The 24,766-nt window shown below is 42.3% G+C and carries 25 protein-coding genes and 1 pseudogene; 4 read left to right on the top strand and 22 right to left on the bottom strand.

Annotated elements, in window-relative coordinates; translation table 11 throughout:
* Window positions 1–18 precede the first annotated feature (18 nt).
* The gene (locus HMPREF0556_RS08945; RefSeq protein WP_003757809.1) at window positions 19–198 is read left to right on the top strand and encodes a twin-arginine translocase TatA/TatE family subunit; all 180 of its coding nucleotides are present in this window, start codon (window positions 19–21) and stop codon (window positions 196–198) included.
* On the top strand, window positions 191–907 hold the full coding sequence (gene tatC, locus HMPREF0556_RS08940) for a twin-arginine translocase subunit TatC (RefSeq protein WP_003757807.1): 717 nt from the start codon (window positions 191–193) through the stop codon (window positions 905–907). Before HMPREF0556_RS08945 ends, tatC begins: the two co-directional genes overlap by 8 nt.
* An 81-nt stretch (window positions 908–988) precedes the next feature.
* Here the strand turns inward: tatC and HMPREF0556_RS08935 are convergent, their stop codons facing one another.
* The 6 genes from HMPREF0556_RS08935 to HMPREF0556_RS08915 all read right to left on the bottom strand — a co-directional run bounded on the left by HMPREF0556_RS08935 (window position 989) and on the right by HMPREF0556_RS08915 (window position 6,120).
* On the bottom strand, window positions 989–1,621 hold the full coding sequence (locus HMPREF0556_RS08935; RefSeq protein WP_003757805.1) for a DUF5105 domain-containing protein: 633 nt from the start codon (window positions 1,619–1,621) through the stop codon (window positions 989–991).
* 183 nt (window positions 1,622–1,804) lie between these two features.
* On the bottom strand, window positions 1,805–2,539 hold the full coding sequence (locus tag HMPREF0556_RS08930; protein WP_036103393.1) for a carbohydrate deacetylase: 735 nt from the start codon (window positions 2,537–2,539) through the stop codon (window positions 1,805–1,807).
* A gap of 105 nt (window positions 2,540–2,644) precedes the next feature.
* Window positions 2,645–2,938 carry an MFS transporter gene (locus tag HMPREF0556_RS13720; protein ID WP_003757799.1) on the bottom strand — a complete coding sequence of 98 codons (294 nt, stop codon included), beginning with the start codon at window positions 2,936–2,938 and terminating at the stop codon, window positions 2,645–2,647.
* Between the two features lie 47 nt (window positions 2,939–2,985).
* Window positions 2,986–3,795: an MFS transporter gene (locus HMPREF0556_RS08925; RefSeq protein ID WP_003757797.1), complete on the bottom strand. Its 810-nt coding sequence runs from the start codon at window positions 3,793–3,795 to the stop codon at window positions 2,986–2,988.
* Window positions 3,796–3,990: 195 nt separating this feature from the next.
* A complete protein-coding gene (locus HMPREF0556_RS08920; RefSeq protein WP_003757795.1) occupies window positions 3,991–4,836 on the bottom strand; it encodes a chitosanase in 846 nt (281 codons plus the stop codon).
* A 21-nt stretch (window positions 4,837–4,857) separates the two neighbouring features.
* Window positions 4,858–6,120: a PTS sugar transporter subunit IIC gene (locus tag HMPREF0556_RS08915; RefSeq protein WP_036103362.1), complete on the bottom strand. Its 1,263-nt coding sequence runs from the start codon at window positions 6,118–6,120 to the stop codon at window positions 4,858–4,860.
* Between the two features lie 204 nt (window positions 6,121–6,324).
* Here HMPREF0556_RS08915 and HMPREF0556_RS08910 point away from each other — a divergent pair, with 204 nt between their 5' ends.
* Window positions 6,325–7,089, top strand: a complete 765-nt coding sequence (locus HMPREF0556_RS08910) for a MurR/RpiR family transcriptional regulator (RefSeq protein WP_003757791.1) — start codon at window positions 6,325–6,327, stop codon at window positions 7,087–7,089.
* 114 nt (window positions 7,090–7,203) lie between these two features.
* Entirely contained in the window at window positions 7,204–8,097 is an 894-nt protein-coding gene (locus tag HMPREF0556_RS13050; RefSeq protein WP_003757789.1) for a L,D-transpeptidase family protein, read from the top strand.
* A 42-nt stretch (window positions 8,098–8,139) separates the two neighbouring features.
* Here the strand turns inward: HMPREF0556_RS13050 and HMPREF0556_RS08900 are convergent, their stop codons facing one another.
* From HMPREF0556_RS08900 to HMPREF0556_RS08820, 16 genes and pseudogenes are all read right to left on the bottom strand, one after another.
* Complete coding sequence (locus HMPREF0556_RS08900) at window positions 8,140–8,733, bottom strand: YdeI/OmpD-associated family protein (RefSeq protein WP_040486697.1); 594 nt, start codon at window positions 8,731–8,733, stop codon at window positions 8,140–8,142.
* A gap of 29 nt (window positions 8,734–8,762) precedes the next feature.
* Window positions 8,763–9,065 (bottom strand): rhodanese-like domain-containing protein, encoded by a 303-nt coding sequence (locus tag HMPREF0556_RS08895; protein ID WP_003757785.1) that lies wholly within the window; start codon window positions 9,063–9,065, stop codon window positions 8,763–8,765.
* 15 nt (window positions 9,066–9,080) lie between these two features.
* Window positions 9,081–10,514, bottom strand: coding sequence for a polysaccharide pyruvyl transferase family protein (locus HMPREF0556_RS08890; RefSeq protein ID WP_003757783.1), 1,434 nt, complete (start codon window positions 10,512–10,514; stop codon window positions 9,081–9,083).
* 53 nt (window positions 10,515–10,567) lie between these two features.
* Window positions 10,568–10,846, bottom strand: coding sequence for a toxin-antitoxin system YwqK family antitoxin (locus HMPREF0556_RS08885; protein WP_040486695.1), 279 nt, complete (start codon window positions 10,844–10,846; stop codon window positions 10,568–10,570).
* Between the two features lie 235 nt (window positions 10,847–11,081).
* On the bottom strand, window positions 11,082–11,372 hold the full coding sequence (locus HMPREF0556_RS08880) for a hypothetical protein (protein ID WP_003757780.1): 291 nt from the start codon (window positions 11,370–11,372) through the stop codon (window positions 11,082–11,084).
* Between the two features lie 420 nt (window positions 11,373–11,792).
* Entirely contained in the window at window positions 11,793–12,290 is a 498-nt protein-coding gene (locus tag HMPREF0556_RS08870) for a hypothetical protein (protein WP_003757776.1), read from the bottom strand.
* A 24-nt stretch (window positions 12,291–12,314) separates the two neighbouring features.
* A pseudogene (locus HMPREF0556_RS08865) lies at window positions 12,315–13,503 on the bottom strand (glycoside hydrolase domain-containing protein).
* A gap of 443 nt (window positions 13,504–13,946) precedes the next feature.
* Window positions 13,947–14,702 carry a type I methionyl aminopeptidase gene (gene map, locus HMPREF0556_RS08860; RefSeq protein WP_003757771.1) on the bottom strand — a complete coding sequence of 252 codons (756 nt, stop codon included), beginning with the start codon at window positions 14,700–14,702 and terminating at the stop codon, window positions 13,947–13,949.
* Window positions 14,703–14,797: 95 nt separating this feature from the next.
* Complete coding sequence (locus HMPREF0556_RS08855) at window positions 14,798–16,012, bottom strand: amidohydrolase family protein (protein WP_003757769.1); 1,215 nt, start codon at window positions 16,010–16,012, stop codon at window positions 14,798–14,800.
* A 10-nt stretch (window positions 16,013–16,022) separates the two neighbouring features.
* A complete protein-coding gene (locus tag HMPREF0556_RS08850; protein WP_003757766.1) occupies window positions 16,023–17,246 on the bottom strand; it encodes an amidohydrolase in 1,224 nt (407 codons plus the stop codon).
* On the bottom strand, window positions 17,246–18,559 hold the full coding sequence (locus HMPREF0556_RS08845) for an amidohydrolase (protein WP_003757764.1): 1,314 nt from the start codon (window positions 18,557–18,559) through the stop codon (window positions 17,246–17,248). The genes HMPREF0556_RS08850 and HMPREF0556_RS08845 overlap by 1 nt, the downstream gene beginning before the upstream one ends.
* Window positions 18,560–18,573: 14 nt before the next feature.
* The gene (locus HMPREF0556_RS08840) at window positions 18,574–20,238 is read right to left on the bottom strand and encodes a peptide ABC transporter substrate-binding protein (protein ID WP_003757763.1); all 1,665 of its coding nucleotides are present in this window, start codon (window positions 20,236–20,238) and stop codon (window positions 18,574–18,576) included.
* A 103-nt stretch (window positions 20,239–20,341) separates the two neighbouring features.
* Window positions 20,342–21,568, bottom strand: coding sequence for an amidohydrolase family protein (locus tag HMPREF0556_RS08835; protein ID WP_003757760.1), 1,227 nt, complete (start codon window positions 21,566–21,568; stop codon window positions 20,342–20,344).
* A gap of 20 nt (window positions 21,569–21,588) precedes the next feature.
* On the bottom strand, window positions 21,589–22,947 hold the full coding sequence (locus tag HMPREF0556_RS08830; RefSeq protein WP_003757758.1) for a hypothetical protein: 1,359 nt from the start codon (window positions 22,945–22,947) through the stop codon (window positions 21,589–21,591).
* A 33-nt stretch (window positions 22,948–22,980) separates the two neighbouring features.
* On the bottom strand, window positions 22,981–23,928 hold the full coding sequence (arcC, locus tag HMPREF0556_RS08825; RefSeq protein WP_040486693.1) for a carbamate kinase: 948 nt from the start codon (window positions 23,926–23,928) through the stop codon (window positions 22,981–22,983).
* Window positions 23,928–24,764: an oxamate carbamoyltransferase subunit AllH family protein gene (locus HMPREF0556_RS08820; RefSeq protein WP_040486692.1), complete on the bottom strand. Its 837-nt coding sequence runs from the start codon at window positions 24,762–24,764 to the stop codon at window positions 23,928–23,930. The genes arcC and HMPREF0556_RS08820 overlap by 1 nt, the downstream gene beginning before the upstream one ends.
* Window positions 24,765–24,766 lie beyond the last annotated feature (2 nt).

Genomic DNA, 24,766 nt, shown 5'->3' with positions numbered 1-24,766 from the left:
ATTAAGGAGTGGGTAAAATTGGCTATTGGTCCTGGAAGTATAATTTTCATCGTTGGTGCCGCTCTCGTCATTTTTGGTCCGAAAAAGTTGCCGGAACTTGGAAAAGCTGCCGGTGATACGTTAAGAGAATTCAAAAACGCCACTAAAGGGTTGATTGACGACACAACTAAAAAAGAGCCTACCGACAAGAATGACTGAAGAAGAAATGCCGCTCGGAGGCCATATTCGAGAACTGCGCGCCCGGTTGATCATTTGTATCCTCAGCCTTTTCGGCACATTTTTGATTGGTCTCTTATTTGCACGGCCAGTCCTCGTATTTCTGCAGCATGACAATCTACCTAAAGCCATCACTTTTCACATTTTTAAAGTAACTGATGCCTTTCAGATTTATATGGATATCGCTTTTGTGATTGGTTTGATACTGGCACTTCCGATCGTGCTGCTCCAACTGTGGCTGTTCATCAAGCCTGGACTGCATCCACGGGAGCAGAAAATGACATTGCGGTATATTCCGCTTATCTTCTGTTTGTTTCTGATCGGAGCCGGTTTTTCTTACCTCGTGATCTGTCCATTTATCATCACCTTTATGTTTGAGTTTTCAGCGCGCATCGCCGTGGAAAATACGATAGGTCTCGCCACTTACCTTCAGTTTTTACTGAAAATGGTAACAGCCTTTGGATTTTTATTTCAATTACCTGTCGTCATCATGTTCTTGACCAGGCTGCATCTCATTACTCCACAGTTCCTACGTAAAGTAAGGAAATATGCCTATTTTATTCTCCTTATTCTGGCTGCTTTGATTTCGCCACCGGAATTGATGTCACACTTATTGATCACATTGCCATTGATTATTCTATATGAAATCGGTGTATTTATTTCGAGTTATACGTATTCTAAAATGCCTTGATCCTACTCATGTAGATAGGATCAAGGCATTTTTTGGCACAAAAAAACCCCGCTGCCTGTTTAAGCAGCGGGGTTCTCTCGGTTAAATTCCGCCAGCAACGAATGCTGTACCGATTTGTTGGATAAAATCGTTTTGGTTTGCGATTTTCCATTTCTTGTTATCTTTATTTACTTCAAATTTCATTTCGACTGTAGCAGGAGTATCCACTGCTTTCGCTTTTTTGATTTCGTTTGTGTATAATTTGATGATTTTCACACGGTCAGTCGCAATAGAAGGATCTTTTTGTGCTTCTTTCATGACAGCTTTTTGAAGGTTGGTTGCAACGTCTTTCATGTTAAGACCTTTTGCTTTGATCTCCACAACTGGTTTTTCTTTGTCGTTATCTGTCACTTTAGTAGTGAAAGATGTTACTTCACGGTTACGTTTTTGGAAAGCTTTGTAGAATTTGCGGATTTCTTTATCAGCTTCTTCCCCAGTTGCACCGGATTGTGATTTAAAGCCATCGATAAAAGATTTTTCAAATTCTGTGTCAAAATCTCCGTTTGATTTACCATAGATTTTTTCCATGTTGTCTGTATTTTTACCATACAACATTGCTTCGACTGTTTGCTCAGCCGCTTTCTTTGGTTCTACACGATCGTTACCACATGCTGCTAGAACTAGCAAAAGTATAGATAGCGATGCAAATGCAACTAGCAATTTTACCTTTTTCATTTTTATTCCCCCTATTTTTTTGACACCTATCCCCCATTTTGATAAGCGCTAAATTGATCTCATATCCAAAGAATATGAACGTTACCATTATCCCTTATTTTTTCACAATGCACAATACAAATATTAAAATTAATTACAATTGTATAAAAAAACTAAGCATGGGGTGCTTAGTTTTTTTATACCCTATAGTTCTCTAAAATTAACCAATTCTATTTCACCTTGGTTTAAAAATTCCATGATTCTTGGATTTGTCAGCAACTCCAGTTCCTCTACTCGTTCCATATTGTAGCTCGTGATGTTTTTCAGACGGTTATCGAAGTATGCCGGGTGACACATGAATTCTACTACTTTATCCGTATCGCGGTGTTCATTGATTACTTCCTGCAGTGTTTCTAAAGTGGCATGCTCCCCGTAAAAACGGTTGCTGAATGTGCCTGGCTCTTTCACTTTTGCAGTGGTATTGCTCTCGTGTGAGCGAATCGCAAGGTCATATTTCTCAGCCAATTTGTTTTCGATCGGGTGCACAAATTCTTCTATATTGTGATGTACATCTAAATGGGTGACAGGAATTCCCGTTGCTAATACTTTCTCGATTTGAGCGGTATATTCCCGTTCGATCTCTGCTCCCCATTTTTCCAAGTCGAATTCTGCCCGAAACTTTTCTTGTGGAAGGAAATTATCTTCATTGTCTGTAATAAACTGCAGTCCTTTTGTTAGCGCTTTTCCAGAAGTCATTACTAAGTGGACTCCGATATCTAAACCAGGGTTTTCTTTCGCGATCTCTACCGCTAAGTCAAACGCTTCCCCCGTTGCCATCAGCGTCGTTGAGCGAACTACTCCTTTTTTATAAGCGTCTAAAATACCATAAACGGTACCTCTCGTTAATCCATAATCATCTGCATTAAATATAATTTTCATGGCTGTTGCTCCTTTCGATTCTATCTCTTCTATTCTATTGTAATCGATTTCACTGTATTCGTACATCGTAACACACCATGCCACCTTTGAGCGGCATGGTGCTTCTTAGCTTGCTTTTGTTTGTTTCAATTGGATCAGCAGCAAAATGAAGCCGATCAGCGTCAAAAGCGGTGCGATCAAAACGAGCCATTGAAGCGGCAACAACGCGACAATGATCCCACCAACGAAAGCTCCAAGCGCATTACCGACATTCATTGCTGACTGATTTAATGTACTTGCTAGCGTAGGCGCATCTTTAGAAACCTGCATGGTCCGGAATTGTAGACTTGGTCCAACTGAAAAAGCGATAATACCAAAAATAAAGACACCAAATGGAATCAAATAATAGCTGAATTGCATAAAGAATAAAATAATTTACCAGCCGATCATTGCTAAAATAATAATAATTAACCCTTTATCCATATTCCAATCCGCAAGCCGTCACCGACAAGATTGCCGATCGTTACGCCAACTCCGAAAATGACCAGAATCACAGCGACACCTAAGTCGTGATACCCACTTACCTCTCGTAAAACTGGCGAGATGTAGGTGAAAAATGCGAAAACACTGCTGAAACTGAATGTCGAAATAAGTAGCGACATCCACAGCTTTCCAGTCTTTAAAATCGACAGTTCTTTTCGAACTGAGCCAGTCGGATGGGTGTTCTTGTTTGGGACAAAGAAAAGAATCCACAAGAAAGCAATCACTCCAATAACGGCGATAATGGCAAAACTAGCACGCCAACCCCATTGCTGACCAATGATCGTTCCAAATGGTACGCCGATAATATTACTGACAGCTAAGCCAGAAAACATCAAGGCCATCGCGCTTGCTTGGCGTTTTGGTTCTACTAAACTAGTCGCGATGATCGCTCCCAGTCCAAAGAAAGAACCATGCGCAAGCGCTGTAACCACACGGCTCAGCATCATCACTGAGTAATTTCCAGCAACACTTGCAACGATATTTCCAAGTATAAAAATAAGCAGCAACAGCAGCAACGTCGTTTTTCGCTTCAAGCGATATGTCAGCAGCACGATGATCGGGCCGCCAACTGCGACACTTAGTGCATAAATGCTGATCAGCTGTCCTGCTTTGGAAACGGAAACATTTAAATCAGCAGCAACCTCCGTCAATAATCCCATAATTACAAATTCTGTCATCCCGATCGCAAATGCGCCGATGACTAATATCCATATTGGCAGCGGATATTTTTTCATAACAACTCCCCTTTCTCGCAGCCATTAGTCTATCATGCGGCTTTGGAAAGCGAAAGAAATCTGCTTGATTCAGATAGTCTTATGAGATTCCATGATCAAAAATCTATTAGTTTAGTGGCATGTGATTTGATTTGAAAAAGTAGCGACAAATTGTCTTAAAATAAGCACCGGGCTATTTGCTCCGGTGCTCTATTTTTATTTTGGTTCTTTTTTGATCACAAAAGGTGTTCCATACATTTTCCATTTCAGTGGTGTTTGCAGATCGTATTTCTTTTCTTTTAAAAATTTGCGTTGCGCAGTTACACGGCTGATGTCTTCGTGAGCTGCTTCAAGCCGCATTACTTTCACGCGTGCTTTGAAAAAGGCTTCCAGATATTTCGCTTCATTGCCGCCCTTAGCTGGTGTTTTTGCATGTTTGAGCGCTGCTTCGCGAATGCCGTAGAAGCTTTCCGGATGCGGAACAGAACCATCATCAGGTCCGTGCATCACGATCGCGTCATAATAGACGAACTGACCTAATGTGCGCAGGCCGTCTTTTTTAGCTTGCTTCACTGCTGGGTCGAAGTAAACTTTATCACGCAAATTGTTCTGCGCTTTTTGAAAAGTTTTATCTTTGGCAGCTTTTTTCCAGTCTTTTTCAAAAGCTTTGCCAAGTCCTTTGTGAGAAGCTGTACCATTTACTTTTTTCAAAGCAGGCAGATATTTTTTCAACACATTTTGCGGTTTCATTTTTGTATAACTTTCGACGAGCTGTAGCATGTCCCCAGTTCCAGAACAAAAACCGATAATCCCAGCTGTGTAGCCGCGGCCGTCTTTGATATCTTCAATATAGGCGTATTGTTTTTTCCATTTCAAGCTTGAATTCTCTGCACTGGAAACCAATTCCATCGCGATTTCTTTTTTAGCGGCAGTTTTTAGGGAAACAGCTGATTTTTTCGCGGTTGCTTCTGTTTCCTGGTCGCCGAAAACAAAGTAGCAAATAACGGAAACGATAATTGATAGGATGACGATAATGCTCGAAAATTTTAATCTTTTATCCATTCTATCCCTCTTTTCGATTATTTAAGCGTTAACAGACTGCGTTGCAATATCTTGGTCGCTTTTTTCCTTCTCAAGCATTTGTTTTTCCGCCATTTTGAAAAATGGTGCATAACAAACGATCGCAATGACGATCTCGATCGCTGACCAAACACCTGCTTTCCAATCCCAGCCGGTTGCCATAAGCGGACCGATGATCGGCGGCATTGTCCAAGGTACGAGGGTAACTGGTCTGCCGACGATGCCAAATGCCATCAATAAGTAAGTTAGTGTTGCTAAAACAAGTGGAATGAAGATAAATGGAATCATCATGATTGGATTCATAATGATCGGAAAACCAAAAATAACTGGTTCGTTGATCTCAAAACAAGCGCCCGGGAATGCTACTTTTCCGAGTTCTCGATATGTTTTGCTCTTAGAACGAAGCATCAATAACACTAATGTCAATGTCGCTCCTGTCCCGCCGACGTTTACAAATAAGCTTGAGAATCCAGAAGCGGTGATGTATGGCAGGCTTTGGTGATGCGCATAAGCAAGGGCATTAGCTGTAATGAACTGAATGAAGATCGGATCGGATACTCCTTCCAGTGTCATATCGCCATGCACGCCCGCACACCATAGCAAACTTACTAATAATGTGTAGATCAAGATTCCCGGCAGACTGTTTAAAGCAAATAATAATGGCGAGAAAACATGTTGGATAAATACGGTAACGTCAAAGCCAAGCGGAACACGAATGACCCAGAATAAAAATAAAATCAAAACTGCTGGAACGAGAGAAATAAACGAATTACTTACTGCCGGCGGAACACCTTGTGGCAAGCGGATGACCCAATTTCGTTTGATACAAAACCGATAGATCTCCGTGGTCACGATGCCAGCAATGATAGCAGTAAAAAGTCCTGAGGAATCAAAACCGCTCGTTGCTAACTCAAATTTATTCGTTAGTTGGGTAATGATAAAAGCCATTAATGCTAATGCTGCTCCTGAGATCGCATCTAAGCCGTAGCTTTTGCTGAGTTCATAGCCAATTCCCATTGCAGCAAGCAACGAGATGATCCCGAACGATCCGATAACCGCGGCATTGATCATGCCTTCGTATGGTTTCAAAAAGTTCAGCCAAGCTTGAATCGGGATATTTCCGATAATCAGAAACAAACTTCCGGCGATGATAGCCGGCAATGTAACGACTAAACCATTCCGGACTGCTAATAAATGGCGCTGATTCCCGATTTTTGTAAGCGGTGGAATCATTTTGTCTTGCATAAAATCCATAAATCCATTCACATTAAACTCCTCCTTTTTCATAAAAAACTTCTGTCTTTTGTTATGCTGTCGCAAGTATAGCCTACATTTATTTTTATGAAAAGGCTTTCTTTGTAAACGGTTAAAATTTTCAATTCTAGTATTTTGTTACCATTTTAAAACAAGTCGTTTTTTTTACTTTTTTTAGTGTTATACTGGTTTTATAGTTTATGAGGAGGAACTGCGATGTTATTTTTACCCTATCATGTCGATTTAAAAGATATTGACGTAGAGATCTATAATTATATCACCACCAATTTGGACAAAGTCATTTATATGCGTATCCGTGAATTAGCAGAAGCGACGCATGTAAGTACCACTACCATTCTCCGCTTCTGCAAAAAGTTCGATTGCGACGGTTATTCGGAATTCAAATTACGACTGCAGTTATTTGCCAAAGAAATGAATGCCCATCCCACTTCAGTGGAAGTTCCGGATGAACTCACCTACATCGAATTTCTGAAACGAACCGCGCAGCCCGATTTTCAGAATCAACTGGATAAAGCAGTTGGGATCTTGCAGGATGTCGACCTTGTTTTATTCGCCGGCATCGGTTCTTCCGGTACGATCGCAGAATATGGCGCCATGTTTTTCTCTTCCTTATTTACCCTAGCGCTCCACATCGAAGACCCGCTCAACCTACCGATCTATAACCTTTCCGAACGATTAGATGGAAAGATCTGCTTGTTTGCTCTATCGGTATCCGGTGAAAATGAAGATATCATCAGCTATATCAATCAATTGAAAATGCACCATTCTAAAATCATCTCCGTCACAAATAGTTCCAACTCCACGATCGCCAAAATTTCCGATGTCAATCTTTCTTATTATATGAATAAGGAAATGTATCAAGAAGCCAACATCACATCCCAGCTCCCAGCCGTTTACATTCTTGAAACACTTGCCAGACGGGTCCATAAAAACCAAACGAGCCCGCAAGAAGCAGAATAAGGTGTAACAAATTTATGGCATTGTTACCTGCTTTTAACCAAACCGCAAAAAGAAACCGCTTTTTTTCATGCTATAATGAACCCATGATCGAAAAAGGATGGGGGATAAAGAAATATGAAGCGAATCATACTGGGGATTTTCATACTTTTATTAAGTGTCGGCAGCGCGCTGCTCGTGTCATCACCTGCGCAAGCGGCCAGCAAGCAAGTTAAAATAACAGATAGTTCTACTTATATCAATCAAAAGGCCAATCCAAATTCCAAACGACTGAAACTGGCCAAAAAAGGACAAACTTACACCTATATCAGCTGGACAAAGGGCAAAGGCTACGCCAAAGGTGCCAATAAGATAAAAGTCGGCAGCAAAACCGGCTATGTTTCCGCAAAAGCATCGAAAGTAGTGACAAAAACAGCTCCTCTCAGCGCAACAACTGTTTCTAAAACTAAAACAGCTAAGAAAACCAAACAGATCTTGACTGTTCAAGCGAACAATACAACTAAAGCGACTGTCATCTTATGGCAGAAAGATAGCAAAAAGAAATGGAAGAAAGTCCGGACGATGAAAGGGATCGTTGGTAAAGGTGGCGTCGGAACGGCATCCGAAAGTTCGACAAAAACACCGAAAGGCAGCTATAAATTGGGCTTCGCTTTCGGTACATCCAATCCGGGTACCAAAGTTCCTTTCCGCAAGATAAAATCTAATTCCTATTGGAGCGGCACCAAAGGAAAAACATACAATACTTGGCAAAATAAATACCACAGCAAAAATGATGAACATTTAGCAAGTTATCCAAGTCAATATCAATATGCGATGGTCATTGAATATAATATGCATCCAGTGAAGCAAGGAAAAGGTTCCGCCTTCTTCCTGCATATCGATAATAAAAAGTATACCTACACATTAGGTTGTGTGGCAGTTCCTAAAAACGACATGAAATACCTAATGAAGAAACTGAATGGTGCTTATATCATTAATGTGAATAAGGCAAGTGAAGTCAAACAATATTAAAAAAAGTATCCGGAGCGCTTCCGGATACTTTTCTTATGTTATTTAATCCAATATTCCCTTACCAGCCAAGATCTTAGGTGCATATTTCTCAATACGGGCAATACGGGTCTTCGCTTGTTTAGCTTCTGCAAAATGGCGGATATAAGCCCGCTGCCGGCCAGGTGTCAATCCCTCAAAGGCCGTTTTAAAAGCAGGGTCTTCGGCCAATTTGGCTTGCAGTTCTTCTGGAACAGCGATCTCGGTTTGCTTTTTCGGTGGCAGTTTCAGTCCAGCCTTTTCAATTTCGATCGCTTCTGCAATATAACTCCGGATGCTCGGCTCCATATCACTGATCGTTTGGACATCTGTAAACCGCAATTGCCGTCCTACCTCCGTGTTTTCACCGGTCTTGATCAAAATGCTGTCCGGATCTTTCAGCAAAACGCCTTTAAAAAACAAAAGTGCAGCGTAGGCTTTGAAACCCTGAATGATCGCGATGTTTTTCCCTTCAAATGTGTAGCATGGCTTGCCCCATTTTAATTCCTCTTCAACATTGCAATCAATCAGGATCGAACGCAGACGCTCCATTTCTTGCGGCCAATTTTGAACCGTACTCAGATATTCATCCACTTTAGGATTCCATTTTTTCTCCGCCATTTTGAAAACCTCCATTTAGATTCGATTGCTCACGAGGAAGTGGTTTCTGATTGCCAATTATTCATTCCCCCTGAAACATTGGTTACTTGATAGCCTTGCGTTTGTAAAAAATCAGAAGCGATTTGCGAACGCCCGCCTAAATAACAAATCACATAGATCGGTTTTGTTCTATCTAACTGTTCATACTTGGCTGCCAGTTCATTGATCGGGATATTCACAGCACCGTCAATATGCGCCTCATCAAAATCGGCTGTTTCTCTTACATCTAATACGATTTGCGGCTGTTCCGCCAATGCGGCTTCCAGCTCTTCATTGGTAATGGTTGGATACATCTCTCTTGCCCCCTTCTAATTCTTGTCTATCATATCAAAAGGGGATTTCCATTTGCCAATGATTCGGCTCGCAATGTTCCGCGTACGGCGAATCGGTTTTTTCAAACTTTCTGGTAATACGCTTCTCAGACCATTGGCGTTCCGTGTTTGTTCCAGCACTGCGGTTTTAGCTTGCCAAAATTCTAGTAACTGCCGTTTTTCATTGTCCGTTTTTTCCTTTTGGACATCTAACCCTTGTTGCAGCCGAATGAGTTTTGCTTCATCAGAAATCGCCGTGATCGGTTCTACAGCTTCCGGCATGGAAGTGTTTACGACTATTTGATCTAAAGGCGCCGTTTTCCGCTGGTGATCTGTTTGGTAAATATGGTTGATGTTGTTCTTATCTAAAAACGCAATAAAATGTGCAAATCGTGCTGCGTGTACTTTTTCCGCTGAATGAAAATCCACTTGCTCCACTAAATCAGTGAGTTTAGTTCCAGCATGGACCTCTTGCACAGAAACGGCTGTCAACTGATGATAATCCGCCAATTCCCGCATTCGAGCATCTTGGACGATCGTAATATTTGGCGTGCCATTGATCGTTGCAACGATATTACCGTGCAGTCTCGTGCCAACACTAAGATCCGCCTGTTTGATGTACTCAAACCAAGTAGCAGCATTCAAAAAGAATTTCACCTTCCCACTTTTATACAAATCAGAAGTGATTTGGTGCGGATAGTTAGGCGCTGTTCCGCGAATGGAAGGACCACCTAAATAAGTCAGTGATAGTTCCGGATATACTTGCGGTACAAAGCAGTGATTGGGATATGTATGAGTAATGTTTTCTAAAAAATCTACAGCCCGCTTGAAAGATACATTACTTGCATTTACAGATATAGCTGCTTGCGAATCTAGTTTCAATGGCTTGATCCGTAGCGTGTCACCAAAGGTATATAGAGAGGGGCAGCCGATCACAGTATGATCCATTTCTGCTTGAAACCCTAATCTAGTTAAATAATCCGCTGTAATCTGTCCGCGCAGCCCAATCATTTGCGATTTGTTCAAAACCGCTGACACAAAAGCTTTAACGTCTTCATCAAATGCAAAGCCTTCCTTTAAGTTTGGTTCATAGGGTGCCCGCAATCCGACACCGATCACATAGACCGGAATCGTTAAACGGTTGAACAGCTCCGCATAGTCCCGCAGCTTTTTCCGAAAATCATGGCGAAAAGCATCGGCCAGCGGAAGTATGTAAGCATCATAATCTGCATTGATCTGCTCTGCTTGCATTGGATCGATCAGGTACCCATCTGCAAAAATTTCATTTTCTTCCGTCAGCAATGTCCGGATCACACTATGCTGATAAACCAAATTGCCACTATTGGAACCCATCCGATCTTTCGCCAGCATGTCGATCGCGGTGATCGGCTCATACGGCATCATTCCACATCTTACTAATAATCTTGCCACCTGTAAACTTCCTTTCTAAGTTGAATTCTCGTGTTGTATTGCGATGTCTCCGGCTATTCTCCCTTGTCTTTCTGCGCTTTCCCATTGATAAAATACGTTTCCTTTTCGATTTTCCCGTTATGATCATAGCGCAGCCACGGACCATGTTTATAATCGTCCATTAAATGACCAACCTGCCATAGTTTTCCACTTTTCCGATAAAAACGCCACTCTCCCTGCATTTTCCCATCGAAATGACCAATTGCTTTTAAAACACCGTTTTCGTAATAATACGAACGGAAACCGTCATGATCTTCCATTTTTATCTGTCCATTTCGATATTTGCCATTCATCTTATTCATCTCCTCATTTGATATGCTAAAAAAAGAGGATAGCCAGGTGGTTTTATTATAAAACATTTGCCAGGGGAGATTCTAGTTTTTTGTGTAGAAAATAGAAAAGGCATCAAAGGATTTAAACTACCGCTATCTTCTACCGATGTAAAGAAATTCTCACATGGATAGAAAGAGTACCCAGCAATCAGGCGTGCGCGTAACGTTTTTGTACCAGTCTTTCTGGAATGTGGTTTTATGAGTGAGAGGAAGCAATTCCAATTAAGATAGCGACCCCGTTTGAAAACGCAATAAAAATAGCACTTACTAGCAATATCACATTCAATACTTTTAATAACAGCAACGTTTTCATCTTTATTAAATAGAAAAAGAAACACGCGGTAATTAATGGCAGACCTGAAAAAATCAAGAGAATCGCTATTTCATTTTCAAATCCTAATGAACCATAATTTCCAATTGCGCCCAGCCAGCCTAATATTAATGTAACTACCATTAACATATAGCCCATCGTTAATTTACTTGTCATAATGCCCTCCTTGTTGTGTCTTTGGTCTTTTCCCTATCTCATTGCACATGATTTCACAAATAGATCTGTTTTTTTGCTTACGCCATTCTTATTACTTTTTATTGGTGTGCTTTTTTGAATAACCCCGCCTTTAACTTTTGCTGTCATGTCAACTACAGATAGGGAGAACTTTTTATTGCTGCTATACAATTTTTTGATAGCCTTTTGAGTATTCTCAGTACTTGAACTAACCACATTAAGTTGAATCACTTTGTTATTTTGCGCAACTCTATTGCTTATTTATAAAATAGAGTATACCAATGTTTTATACTTTTACCATTATCGTATACTCTAATGCTCTATTAAAATATTAAAAAAGCTGAAACATAAATCAAAAAACAATTTATGCTTCAGCCTCTCTATCGAGACAATATTTTGCCATTAAACATAGACTTTTAGTTTCATAAATATTAAAAAACTAATAATTGTACAAATTAGCCCTATAGCATATACGATAGTGATTCCTTGAAGGTGCCTTTTTAAAATACTAGTATTTTTCACGAAACCTCTTGAAAGACTGACAAAGAATAATACCTCTAATATACCAGCCAGAATCATTCCCGTTAGCGAATTGGTGGCATATCCATGTGCTAACGACCTGTCTCGAATAATCCCTGCCAGCCTTACATATTCACTTATAAATCCCAATGCATACCACCCAGAAAAAAATATCAAAACAAATGGAAATATCCTAAAAAGAATATATCGCACCCTTTTTTGCTTTCTATAACCTTTTATAGCGCTTTTTCCAGTAATTTTGATTTCTTTTCTATCATCCTTTGAAGTTTTAACAAAATAAAATATTCTCAATATAAAGATGACTACACTAGGAAAAATAAATAATGCTACAAATTTATTTAAAGTCAATATTCCGAACAAGTGGTTTCCTCCTACTTATTTAATCTATACAGCAAATACTAGAAAAGAAAATATTTCAATTAATATGGAAATAGTTAGGAAGGCTATTCCGGCCCCTACCATGGAATTCATCACTATTCCTGGCAAGTTAGCTGCATAGTCCAAGCTTGGATCCTTTACCTTTTGCAATTTATCGATATACTCTGCAGCCGGATATGGCGCATCCCCCGTAACTTGACGATAATACCATTCCAATCCTATTTCTACTTCTGTTTCTGCATTGCCCTGCTTCACCTTACACTTGGCCGTTATCTTCATGCCAATTTGATCAGGCTCTTCACTGCGAGTAGCTAGCCCACAAACCAATGTTCCTTCTTGGATTTTTGCTGCTACCCGATTGACCATATTCACAACATTCGTATAGTATAATTCGCCATATAGGCTGCGGTAAAGGTCTGCAACTTCCGTTTGAAAACGACTGGTCATTTGTCCATTCTTAATCTCAAACGGTAATTCCTTATCGGTAATATTGGACCATCCCTCTTTCGTCGTCATCCATAAATCTAATCCAGGGAGTTGATAAGGCCCATACGTTTGATCCAATTCAAACACGATATTTTCAAACGGTTGGAATAGGGGCATCGCTTGAATCAATTGATGCGCGCGTGCATTTAATTGATTATCGTTATCCACCACGAACTCCTTACAGCCAGGATCTTTTCCGGAAGAAGCTACTTGATCAAGATCTAATCCCGTACTTGTTGTAAATTCATAGAATTGATCAAAACACCAACCCTCTGGCATTCTAAATCCTAGATTACCGCTCCAACCAGTGGACATATCCGCTACAAGGAAATAATTGATGCCACTTTTTTGCGCATGTAAGCAGACATTTCGCGTTCCATAAATTCCGGTTTGATAGCCGTACGTGGACAAGATTTGTTTCGCTTGCGTAATATAAGGAATAACTGTCCCATCAATGTCGCCTTCTTGAAAATCGACATCTACTGCGAAATAGATGACCGTGCCTTTAGTTTGCTGCTTCCCCAGCCTTATAGCCATCTTGCAGCCCTTGTACTTCCGTAAAATATGCTGTTTCATACCCACCATCTTCATATAACGGAAAAATAGACCGTCCAGCATTCACGATGTTATTGATCTCTTCTACAGTAAGATATTTATTTCTCCTATTATCTCCCGTACCTACTGCTCCTGTCAAATAACGCCCGATCACGCTAAAGCCTGATTTTTTTGGTGGCCGCGATTTGCGTCGTGGTTAATAGTGCACTTCTATTAGTTATCTGAGATAATGCTCTGCTTAAAATAAATAATTCTTTTTTGTTATATTATAGATTACTATTTTAGGCTACAATAGATATAAAAAAAGTATTTTTATGCATACGTTGGCATTAAAACTGTTTAAAGATTATTATGCATGATGATCTCTTCGCGCTTTGAACTAAAGCTAGTGATAAACCAGTAAATACCTCTGTAAATAACATAGTTCAAAAATAAGAAGCTCCTGTTTTAGCAGTGCTTCTTTCCAAATAATGTTAACTTCCTTTCCTTACTACCTCCGATATTTTTACAATACCAAAAAAGCTTCGATTCCTTTCGATATATTCTGAAGGGAATCAAAGCTTTTATTTATTGTACTAGAAACTATCCTTATCCATTTTACGCAGTGACGATCTCAACTCCGTCTTTACGAACAATCAGCGAATGCTCTAGCTGACAAACTAGCGAATCTGGTCCGGCAGTGAGTGTCCAGCCGTCGTTGTTTTTTGGTTCGGCTTCAATTCCCTTTGTGGAAATGAAGGGTTCGAAGGCGATGACTTGGCCTTCTTTCAGCTTTTGTTTATCCCAGAAAGCATCTACATTATAAACATAGTCTGGTTTATCACGTAGCGAATGACCTACGCCGTGGCCTGTCAGGTTTTCAAGCACTTTATAGCCTAGTTCCTCCGCTTTTTCTTCTACTGTTCGACCAAGTTTTTGTAGGGTCGTGCCGGTTTTGATAACTTTCAAGGCATGGTTGAAAATTGTTTCTGTGTCTTGTACTAGTTTCGCGGCTTGACTATTTTTTTCGGTGACTGATCCAGCAATGAGGCTTTTGCCTGTATCGACATAATAGCCGTTATAAGCGCCGGATACGTCGATATTTACTAGTTCGCCATCTTGGATAACGCGGTCGCCGGGGATTCCGTGTGCGACTTCATCGCCGACACTGATACATGCGTAACCAGGAAATTGAAAGTCTTCTTTTGGTGCGGAGATCGCTCCTGCTTCCAAAAATGCTTCTTTTGCTATATCGTCTAATTCTTTGGTTGTGATGCCGGGCGCAACGTGGGCAATCACTTTTTCACGGATTTCCGCGAAGACTTTGCCTGCTTGTCTGATTCCAGCTAATTCTTCTTCTGTTTTGATTATCATTTTCTCACCACTTCTATTTTCGTCTCTTCTATATTCTAGCGGATTATGTCTAAAAAAAGTAGTGTTTTGTTTCAGAACGCCTTGTTTTTACGGGTTTATTTGATTTTTTCGCCTTGGTAGTAGGAATGTGTGACGCTTGTTTGCCGAGCGACGAATTCTGCTGAACTGTTTGCTTTTGTGAAGAGGAAAGTTGCTTCTGCTCCCTCGAATGGCCATGCTGGTTCTCCTGCTGGATTCAATGTCGTGATCCCATTTGTTACGAGGCCAAGGCTGGCTGTCATTCCTTCTAACGTTTTAATGCCGAAAAGTTCGCCATAGCGCGCCAATTTTTCTTGGATATTGCCGTCACCGTATGCGGACCAAGAATCATAGACATTATCACAGCCAATGTGTACTGGGACGCCGTAAGACTGTAGTTCTACTAATGGCGGGATCGTATTCGGTGTGATCGGAATGCTGGAAATGATATGGATTTTTTCATCAGCAAGTGCTTGGAAAACGGTCTTGCGTTCTTCGCCTGTAAAATCATTCAAGCCAAAAGCATGGCTGATGCTGACTTTATCTTGCCAGTTATATGCTTTTGTCAAGCGGATGATTTCCTTGATTGTTGCTTTTCCAGCTTCATCGCGGTCATGGACATGTAGGTCGATGCCGGCTTGATATTCGGCGGCGATCTCAAACTTCTGCTCCAAAGATTTTTTGTAATCTTGGTCAAGTGTATACGGATCCACACCGCCAATGATCGTTGCACCGTTTTCGAGAGCTTGTCTAACTAAGCTTTGTGATTCGGAACGCAGGAAGCCGTGTTGCGGGAAAGCGATCAATTCGTAGCCGATCGGATGTTTGTATTTTTGGATAGCGCGTTTTACATTTTCCAGATAATCTAATCCGCAGGCTGGTTCCACGTCCACGTGCGAACGGAAGAAAGAAACTCCATGATCGATTTCAATATCCAGTAAAGCTTCTGTCCGTTTCTCTGGCGCGATCTTCAGGGCATTTAATTGGCTGATTTCTGATTCAAAGCGTTCGACGATATTTTTTGCCGGCGATACTGGTTCAAAGTCTGTTCCTAATTTTGTTTTATCCAAATGACAATGCTTTTCCACAAGGCCAGGCAAAACAAGCTGACCTTTCATATCGATAACTTCCTCACCTGCTGTTGCCGGGAGCTCGCCCGCAACGATTTTTATGATTTTGCCATCTTGTACTTGCAGATGTTTTGTTTCTAATTTTGCACGATTGACGTAGCCTTTCTCATTGATAAAGCCCGTTTCGACTGATACATTTTGGAACCATTGTGTTTTTGTCATTTTAAAATTCCTACCTTTCCCATTCTACTTCTTTTCCACGCGCGATCAATTGCCGCTTTTGTGGTCGTCTAGCCGTCAATTCAGCTGAACTGGCAACATCTGCGAGAACAAAGCTTGCCTCGTCTCCGATTTTCGGCCAGATTTGATTACCTTTTGCATCAAGGGGAGTAATGCCGCCTGTGATATGACGCAAACCAGCGCGGAGGCCGCGTTCATCGGATTTGCGCGTAAGTTCACAGAAGTGTGCTGCTTTTTCTAAAATATCACTGGATACATATGGTCTCCACGAATCATAAAATCCGTCGCAACCGAGATGGACTGGTACTCCAGCCTGTGTAAGTTCGTCGATCGGTGGCAGTGTACTTCCTAAGCTGATCGGGATCGTAGACAAGATCTCCATCTGCTGCGCTGCCAGTCGCGTAATGATCTCCTGCCGTTCGCCTACTCCGATCTGGCCGAGGCAGAAAGCATGGCTGAAAGCACTAGTTATTTTTTCTTGGCTGTCTTCTACTAATTGTAACCAACTTTCGACTGTATAACTACCAAGATGCCCATTATCATGTAAATGGATGTCAACTGGCTTACCACTTTCCACAGCTAAGTCCATGGTCTGCGCTAACGAGCGTTCGACCGCATGATCGATACCACCTGGATCAAGTCCACCGACCATGGTCGCACCACTGCGCAGCGCTTCCCGCATCAATTGCGGAACGTCATGGCGAAGTAGGCCATGTTGAGGGAATGCCACGATGTCATAGGTGAGGATATCATCAAATTCGGCAAGTGCTGCAGCAACTCCTTCTAAATTTTTCAACCCAATATAAGGATCGATATTGACATGTGTGCGGATATGCGTTGTCCCTCTGCTGATAATACTTTTGATCATTTTTTCGGCACGTTCTTTGGTAGAAGGTGCTAATAAGGAAAGTTCCTCCGCTTCCAATATCAAACGTTCCCGCAAACTTGAAACCGGAACTGCGGCTTTCCAATTCAATGATAAATAGGTTTTATCCAAATGATTGTGCATATCTTTAAAGCTCGGGACTGCTAATTTCCCTTTAGCGTCGATCGTTTTTGCTATCTCAGCGGTTATCGGCTCAACTGCTGGTGATATTCCTGTTATTTTCCCTGCCTCGATCATGACATGGAAAAGTTCTGTTTTAGTTTTGATCCCGGTATCAAGTTGCTCTTCGCCGACTTCTAAGCGGACATTTTTCAACAAGGTCGTTCCCATCAGACTTCCTCCCATCTTTTCGGCGATTCATTTGTGTAAGCTACTTTTCCGCCTGCAACTAAATAATGGATATGCCGTTTTCGAGCAATCAAATGGGCTGTACTTTCAGCGTCGACTAAGATGAAGTCAGCGCGATCGCCTCGCTGTGGCCAGACTTGGACGCCTGCTTCATTTAGAGGAGTGACTCCCCCCGTTGCATAGCGCAATGTCCGGCTAAGCGAATATTCGTCAAGATATTTAAAACGTTCTGCGAGCAAGTTGAGCTTCGCGATCGTGTCGCCTGTGCCAAATGGCGACCAGTGATCGGTCAAGCTGTCATGGCCTACAGAAACAGAAACACCGCCGTCATACAACGCTTCTACCGGTATTGTGCGTCGATTGATCGGGATCGTTGATGTGACATCGATTCCTACTTCTGCTAAACGCGCGATCATTTCGTCTAATGCTTGTCCCTCTAAATCGGCAAGCCCAATGCCGTGACTGATCGTCACACGATTTTGCCAGTTGGCTTTTTCAGTATAGGCAGCTAATTTATAAAATTCATATTCACCAAGCGTATCCGGATTATGTAGGTGGATATCCAGGCCTTTGTCGAATTCCGTTGCGATCTCCATCATCGTTTGGAAAGAATGGTCGATATGACCGTCAACTGTAGAGGGATCAACACCCCCGACCAAGTCAGCACCCATGCGCATCGCTTCTTTCATCAAGCCAGTCACTTGCGAGCGGAGCAGTCCATGTTGCGGGAATGCAACGATCTCAGAGGTGATGCGATCACTATATTTTGCTAAGGCTTGTTTTGTGAGTTCGATGTGTTTGGTACCGATATACGGGTCAACGTTGCAATGTGTGCGGATATGCGTATGCCCATGGCGCAAATACAACTCAATCACTTTTTCTGCTCGTTCTTGTACCGTTGCCAACTGTTTAGGCAATAGTTCTTTTTCTTCTTCAAAACGCGTGAAGATACCGTTTGTCGCTGGTCTTACTGCTTGCCATTCACCGCCATAGTAAGTTTTGTCAATATGGATGTGCATTTCGCGTAAACTTGGAAGCATCAGTGCGCCGTTTGCATCAATGATTTCCGTATCTTTCTCTGATGGAATGATTTCTTTTGCGATCTGCATGATTTTTCCTGTTTCTACGAGGATATCAAAATAATCGGTTGCTGTACTTATAACTCTGCCGCTGCTGGTATTATAATTCGTTTCCAAACGAGCGTTTTTGATCAATAAAGCATGTGTCATGATTTCCCTGCCCTTCTGAACAGCCAAAAGCCACGCGAAGGGGATTTTTCCCTTCGCCTGGCTCATCGACCGCTTCCTGTTTATTTTACAAATGCGTATTTTAGACTGTAATCTGGGCCAAATGCGTGCCAGTACATATCCTTGATCGTTGTTCTCGACAAGATCGCTGCGGAACGGTTGTAAATCGGTGCAAGCATGGTATCCTCGTTGATCAGCATATTTTGCGCTTTGATAAAGTCTTCCATGCGTTTGGAATTATTTGTTGCGTCCACTGTGCGGGTAGCATCGATCAATTTATCATAAGCTTTATTATTATAAGCAATCCCACCAATGCCGCTGCCTGATTTAAAAATGCGCATTACTGTCAGTGGATCACGGTAGTCGGTTCCCCAGCCGCCAAGTTCCACATCATAGTCATGCTTGTTGTCCAGTTGGACGCGGCTCGTGAACGGAACCATTTTCACTTTGACTTTCAAGCCGGGCAGATTGGTTTCTAGTTGTGATTGGAAATATTCAGAGGATGTTTTCGCGATATCTGTATCATCTGTCAAAAATTCAAGCGTTACATTTTTTCCTAATTCTTGCTGAGCAAGTTTCCATTCTTTTTGCGCAGCTGCTTTGTTATATGTCAGGTAGTCATTCGCCTTTGCTGCAGCAGCTGTAAAGTCTTCTTTACCATCTGGACCTTTGGATTGACCTTTCGGGATCAGCTGATCTGTCGGGGTAGAACCATCGCTCAATACTTGATCGGTGAATTGTTTTTTATCAAATGCTTGGGCAACTGCTTTGCGCATATGTTCGTTCGCAAGTGGTGTTTTTTTGCCATTTCGTTCCGGGTTTAGTTTCAAAAAGAATGTGACGAACTGCGGTACGGATTTGAAATTTTTATCATTGAGGTACCGTTTTGCATATTCGGAATCCAATTTGTTGATAACATCTACTTTGTTGGTATTGAAAAGATTGATGCCCGTTCCCGGTGATTTTACAACAGTTACATTGACATCGGTTAGTTTCACTTTCTTTTTATCCCAGTATTCCGGATTTTTCTTGTAGGACCATTCTTTCGAAGTTCCATTCCAATTTGCCAATTGGAATGGCCCATTATAAACTAAATTATCTGAACTTTTAGCGTATTTTTTACCCTGTTTTTCGTTGAATTTCTGGTTTTTAGGGAAGAACACGGAATATGAAAGTATGGACTTGATATATGGAATCGGAACTTCTAATTGCACTTCTAAGGTATGCTTATCGATCGCTTTCACGCCTAATTCATCTACTTGTTTTTTCTTTTGGAAAATGGCTTCCGCATTTTTGATAACGCCGGAGAAGACATCTGCATTTGGTGAGGCGGTTGCTGGATCGACCATTTTCCGCCATGCGTATACAAAATCATCAGCAGTGACCGGATCGCCATTCGACCATTTGGCATCTTTGCGAAGATCAAATGTGTAAGTTTTCTTATCTTTTGAGATTTTCGGCTCTTTCGCTGCCACGCCAAGCTCGAATTCATCCTTTTTACCTAGCACGTATAGACCTTCATAGACCTGGCTCATTGCCAATGTAGAAGTTGTATCCGTCGCAAGTGCCGGATCCATGGTCGAGATCTCTGCTGCGGATGTTACGGTAAAGGATTGTTTCACCTTACCACCATTGCTTCCGTTTGCTGTATTTCCTCCACATGCTGTCGCGAATACGACTAACAATGCCAATATTCCTACCAATAGTTTTCGATTTACCTTTTTCAATATAAATCCCCCTTTATTTTCTGAAAAAACTTAATTTTTAGAATATATTATAGCATAGCTGTCAAGCGTGAAGAGAAAAACTCTCTTCACGCTCTCAGCTAGGTTACGCACGATTGATTTTTACTTCTTTGGTCGTTTCTACGGTCACGCGGCCGCTTTTGATCACAAATAGCCGTTCTGGGATGTCGATAATAGCATCATTGACCACTTTTGTATCTAATAACACTACATCTGCTTGATTGCCGACTGCAATGCCATATTTTTTAAGTCCGATCGCTCTGGCTGGATTAGTCGTGATCATCGGTAAAACGGAAGGCAGGTCATCAGCACCACCCAAATGCGCTACTGGTACTGCAAGCATGGCGATTTGCACTAGATCGCCATTGCCGTATGGTGTGAAAGCATTGCGAATGTTGTTAGTCGCCAAGCACACATTAACGCCGGCATCACGTAATTTACGAATCGGTGTCACGGCACGGCGGACATTATATGGATCTTTCCGGGCACCCAAGTGCAGATCCGTTGCCGGCAATGCCATCACGCTGATGTCAGCTTTCGCCATTGCTGCAATGATCGGTGTTAGTTTTTCTTCTGGTAAAGCATGCAGCGCAGTTAGATGACCTACTGATACGCGGCCTTGATAGCCTTCTGCAATTGTTTTTTCGCAAAGGTATTCGATCGATATCTCATCTGCTTCATCAGCAAAGTCTTGATGTAGATCGACATCCGCACCGTATTTCTTTGCGATCTCAAAAACAAGATCGATATGTTCTTTTGCAGGTGCATCGTTGTAAGGGATCCCGCCAACAACATCGGCCCCCATTTCCATAGCTTCGTACATCATTTTTTCCGTTCCTGGTGCCTTAAAGATACCTTCTTGCGGAAAAGCGACGACTTGCATATCTACCAGATCTCTATACTCTTCTTTTAGGCGAAGAATCGTTTTGAAGCCGGTAAAGCCTTGCGCTGGATCGAATTCCGAATGAGTCCGGATCGATGTGACGCCATGTGCGATCACCATTTCTAAGGCTTCTTTTGCCCGGCTGTACACATCCTCTTCGGTGAAAGTCGGTTTTAATTCAGCGGTTACGGCGATTGCTTCTTGCAACGTCCCCGACTGATTGGGTTTGCGACTTGCGATCAATGCTTTATCTAAGTGAATATGGCTTTCTACTAGGCCCGGGATCAGCACGCGGCCTTCCCCTTCGATCACACGATCTGCTGTTTCTGTGATGGTTTCGTTGATTGCGATAATGGCACCTTTATCGATTGCCACATCTTTTAATGGTTCACCGTCTTTAAGACGAACTTGTTTGATTAATAAATCCATTTTCTATCACCTCATCCTTTTTATGCGAAAATCAATGCAATGATAAGTAGCAGTACCGAAGCTAAACTTATCCACTTCACGTTTCCTTTTACAACCTCTAAAATCGGTATCTGGAATCCGGAAGATAATGCCTGCATCGTAATATTGACAAAACTCATTTGACTTCCAAGCCCGACCCCGATCGTTACAAAACCTAATGCAAGCGGTGAAAATCCTAATGATACGGCAACCGGAAGCACCAGTGTCAGTACCGAGCCGACATAGGCGCCAGCAGGTATACCAATCAAAATACCTGTTATCACGGCAACTGGAACAACTACAGCTTCCGGTGCTGATCTTGCAACACCAGCGATAACACCGAATGTACCAGTTTCTGCAATAATGTTGATAAAGGATAAGAAAATCCCTACTTGGAATAATCGTGTCAAAATGTATGTAGAACCGTCTACCATAGATTCTACCGTCTGATTCATTTTAAATTCTGTACACAAGAAAATCAAAATAAAGGTAACGACCATGTAAACTAATGGCGATAATAACTCAAAGCCGATCAATTTATTGACTACCGGTCCTAAAATAACGGCAAATAGTAAGAAAATAGCTGGAATGGTGATCTTAAATAATTGTTTGTTGTTCATATGTTGGAAGGTGTCGTTCTCATCCTGTTTGAAGCCGACGTTTCTTCTTTTTGTTCCCCAATAAGCTAAGATCACGGCAACAAGGACGAAAAACAGCCAGTACGGACGCATTGTTGCTACATAAGAGCCGACACTGATATCACCTAATTGCGACACGATGCTCGATTCTAATGATGCCGGTGAGGTGGTAAAAGATACTGCCGCTGCCAGCGACATCCCGGCAATCAATTCTGGAATAACACCGACTGCTGCAAATGCCAGCGGAGCAATAACCATTGCACTACCGCCGCCGATACCGGACATGTAAGTGGCTGCTGCGAGCAAGATAACGATAAAGGCAGATACTAATTCTACGCGTCCTTTCGTTGCTCGTTTTGCCAGTGTAAGTGCTGCGGAATAGCCACCCGATTTAAAAACCGCCATGGCGATCGCTGAGTTGATGATCGGTACTGTGTTTGTCAGCATTGTCGGAATCGTTTCGATAAACTGTTTGTTTGCTTCCGCTAAGCCGATTCCCCCGATCAGCATGGCGATCACGCCGCCCACAAGTCCCGCAATGATCATATCCACTTTTAAGAATAAAAGCAGCAAGACGATGATAAGCGGGATAATCACTAAAATAGCCATGAATCCTTTTGGATGAGCGGCTTTATCGATCTCTGCCGCATAAACAGGAATTGCGGATACGAGATAAAATACGATCCCAAACAATGCCATGATAAGCGTTCTTTTTCTGGTCATGCCGTTGTACCTCCTTTTTTTGGCCAATCTGTTTTACGAAACTGTATGACTTGCTTTGGAAATCACGGTTCCCTCTTCGGGATGCTGTAAGTTTTCTAAAGAAGTGATAATTGCTTGTTTCCCAGTGCGTTCGACAAAATCGATCGCTGCTTCGACTTTCGGCAGCATGCTTCCTGGCGGGAATTGTCCTTCTCCCGCCCAAACGCGTAGTTCTTCAGAGGTGACGTGTCCTAATTTCTGCTGATTCGGTTTGTTGAAATTCACATAAACATTATCGACACCTGTCAAAATAATGAGGATATCTGCATCAATGTCGGCAGCCAAACGCTCCGCGGCAGAGTCTTTATCGATCACTGCTTCGATACCTTGATAACTGTCGCCATCTTGATAGATCGGAATGCCTCCGCCACCACAAGCAATCGTGATAACGGCTTCGCTGACAAGATTGGCAATGACTTTGCTCTCCTTGATAGCCAGCGGTTTTGGCGAAGGAACCACGCGGCGAAAACCACGCCCGGAATCTTCAATAAAACGAAAGGCCTTATTATTTGCTGCAGCTGTTTTCACTTCTGCTTCTGATAAGAAAGGACCGATCGGCTTAGTAGGATTCAAAAAGGCATCGTCTTGTTTATCCACTATGATCTGTGTCAATACTGTAGCAACTTCCCTATCGATATGATGCGCCGCTAACGCATTGTCCAATGCGTTTTGCAGCCAATAGCCGATACTGCCTTGTGTCATTGCCACGGCAGCGTCTAGCGGCATTGCTGGATTTTCTTCTGAATCGCTTGCTGCCTGTTGCAAGATCAAATTTCCAACTTGCGGGCCATTGCCGTGAGCGATCACCAATTCATCGCCATTTTGGATAAAATTCAGCAAATATGCTACTGTTTTCTCAATATTGGCTTGTTGGGCTTCTGCGGATGCGTCACCGTCTAAAATGGCATTACCGCCTAATGCGACCACAACTCTTTTTTTCATCATGCTCCCCCTATGTGTTTCGTATGATTTGTTATTTTTAAATAAATCAGGGCTGCTTGCATACCAAGCAATGTGTCATTCCCAGATGTATGTCCCAGCTGCAGCAGCTTTTGGAAGGCTTCTTGCTGCATTTTTTCAACTTCCGCTGTCAAACTGTCAAAAAGTGCTTCGCTTACTTGACCTTCACAGACTGCTTCTATATAGGAGGCTGCTACACTGGTAGTTTTTTCCAGCGGCAGGCTGCGGAGAGCCTTTAGCCACAATGGTAAAAGCGAGGCATTGGCGATTTGCAAAACGGCGGTGTAGCCGACCAGCATATCATCTCCAGAAGGTGTCAATCCTTCGCCCAAACCTAGCATATCAAGCTGCAAGCTACGATGATCCCTCTCTACAAACGGAGTGGCTAACTTTGTTAGCGAGCGTGCCAATTTTTCATGGGAAGGCAGCGTAAGTAGTGGTAAATTTCCCAGCTGATCTGCTGCCTTTCCACTCGGTAGCTTCAGCGAACATTGTTTGAGTTTTGACAAGTCCAGATGGATAACTCCCCCTCTGGTGAAAATACGCAGTAAACCGGAACGGAACAGAACTAGATCATCGATCGAAGCAGTTGCCAGTAACGTGCGTATGCCTGCTCGAGTCAATGTACAACCATTGCAGGAAAGTCCGGCAGTTTCTTCCCCGATGTGAAATAGAAAACCTTCCGCTTCAATGTTCAAGCTGGTTTGAAAGATACTTCGCACATAGCCGGCTCGTCCTTCTTCAAGGCGGCGCAGCGCGTAACTGCTGCATGCCGTCCCCTCTGAAGTCAGCGAAATAGTCCCAACGGAAGAATTCACGG

The organism is Listeria grayi DSM 20601, from assembly GCF_000148995.1.
Lineage (GTDB): Bacteria > Bacillota > Bacilli > Lactobacillales > Listeriaceae > Listeria > Listeria grayi.
The sequence above is the reverse complement of the archived record's forward strand: the minus strand, read 5'-3'. Positions and strand labels throughout refer to the sequence as shown.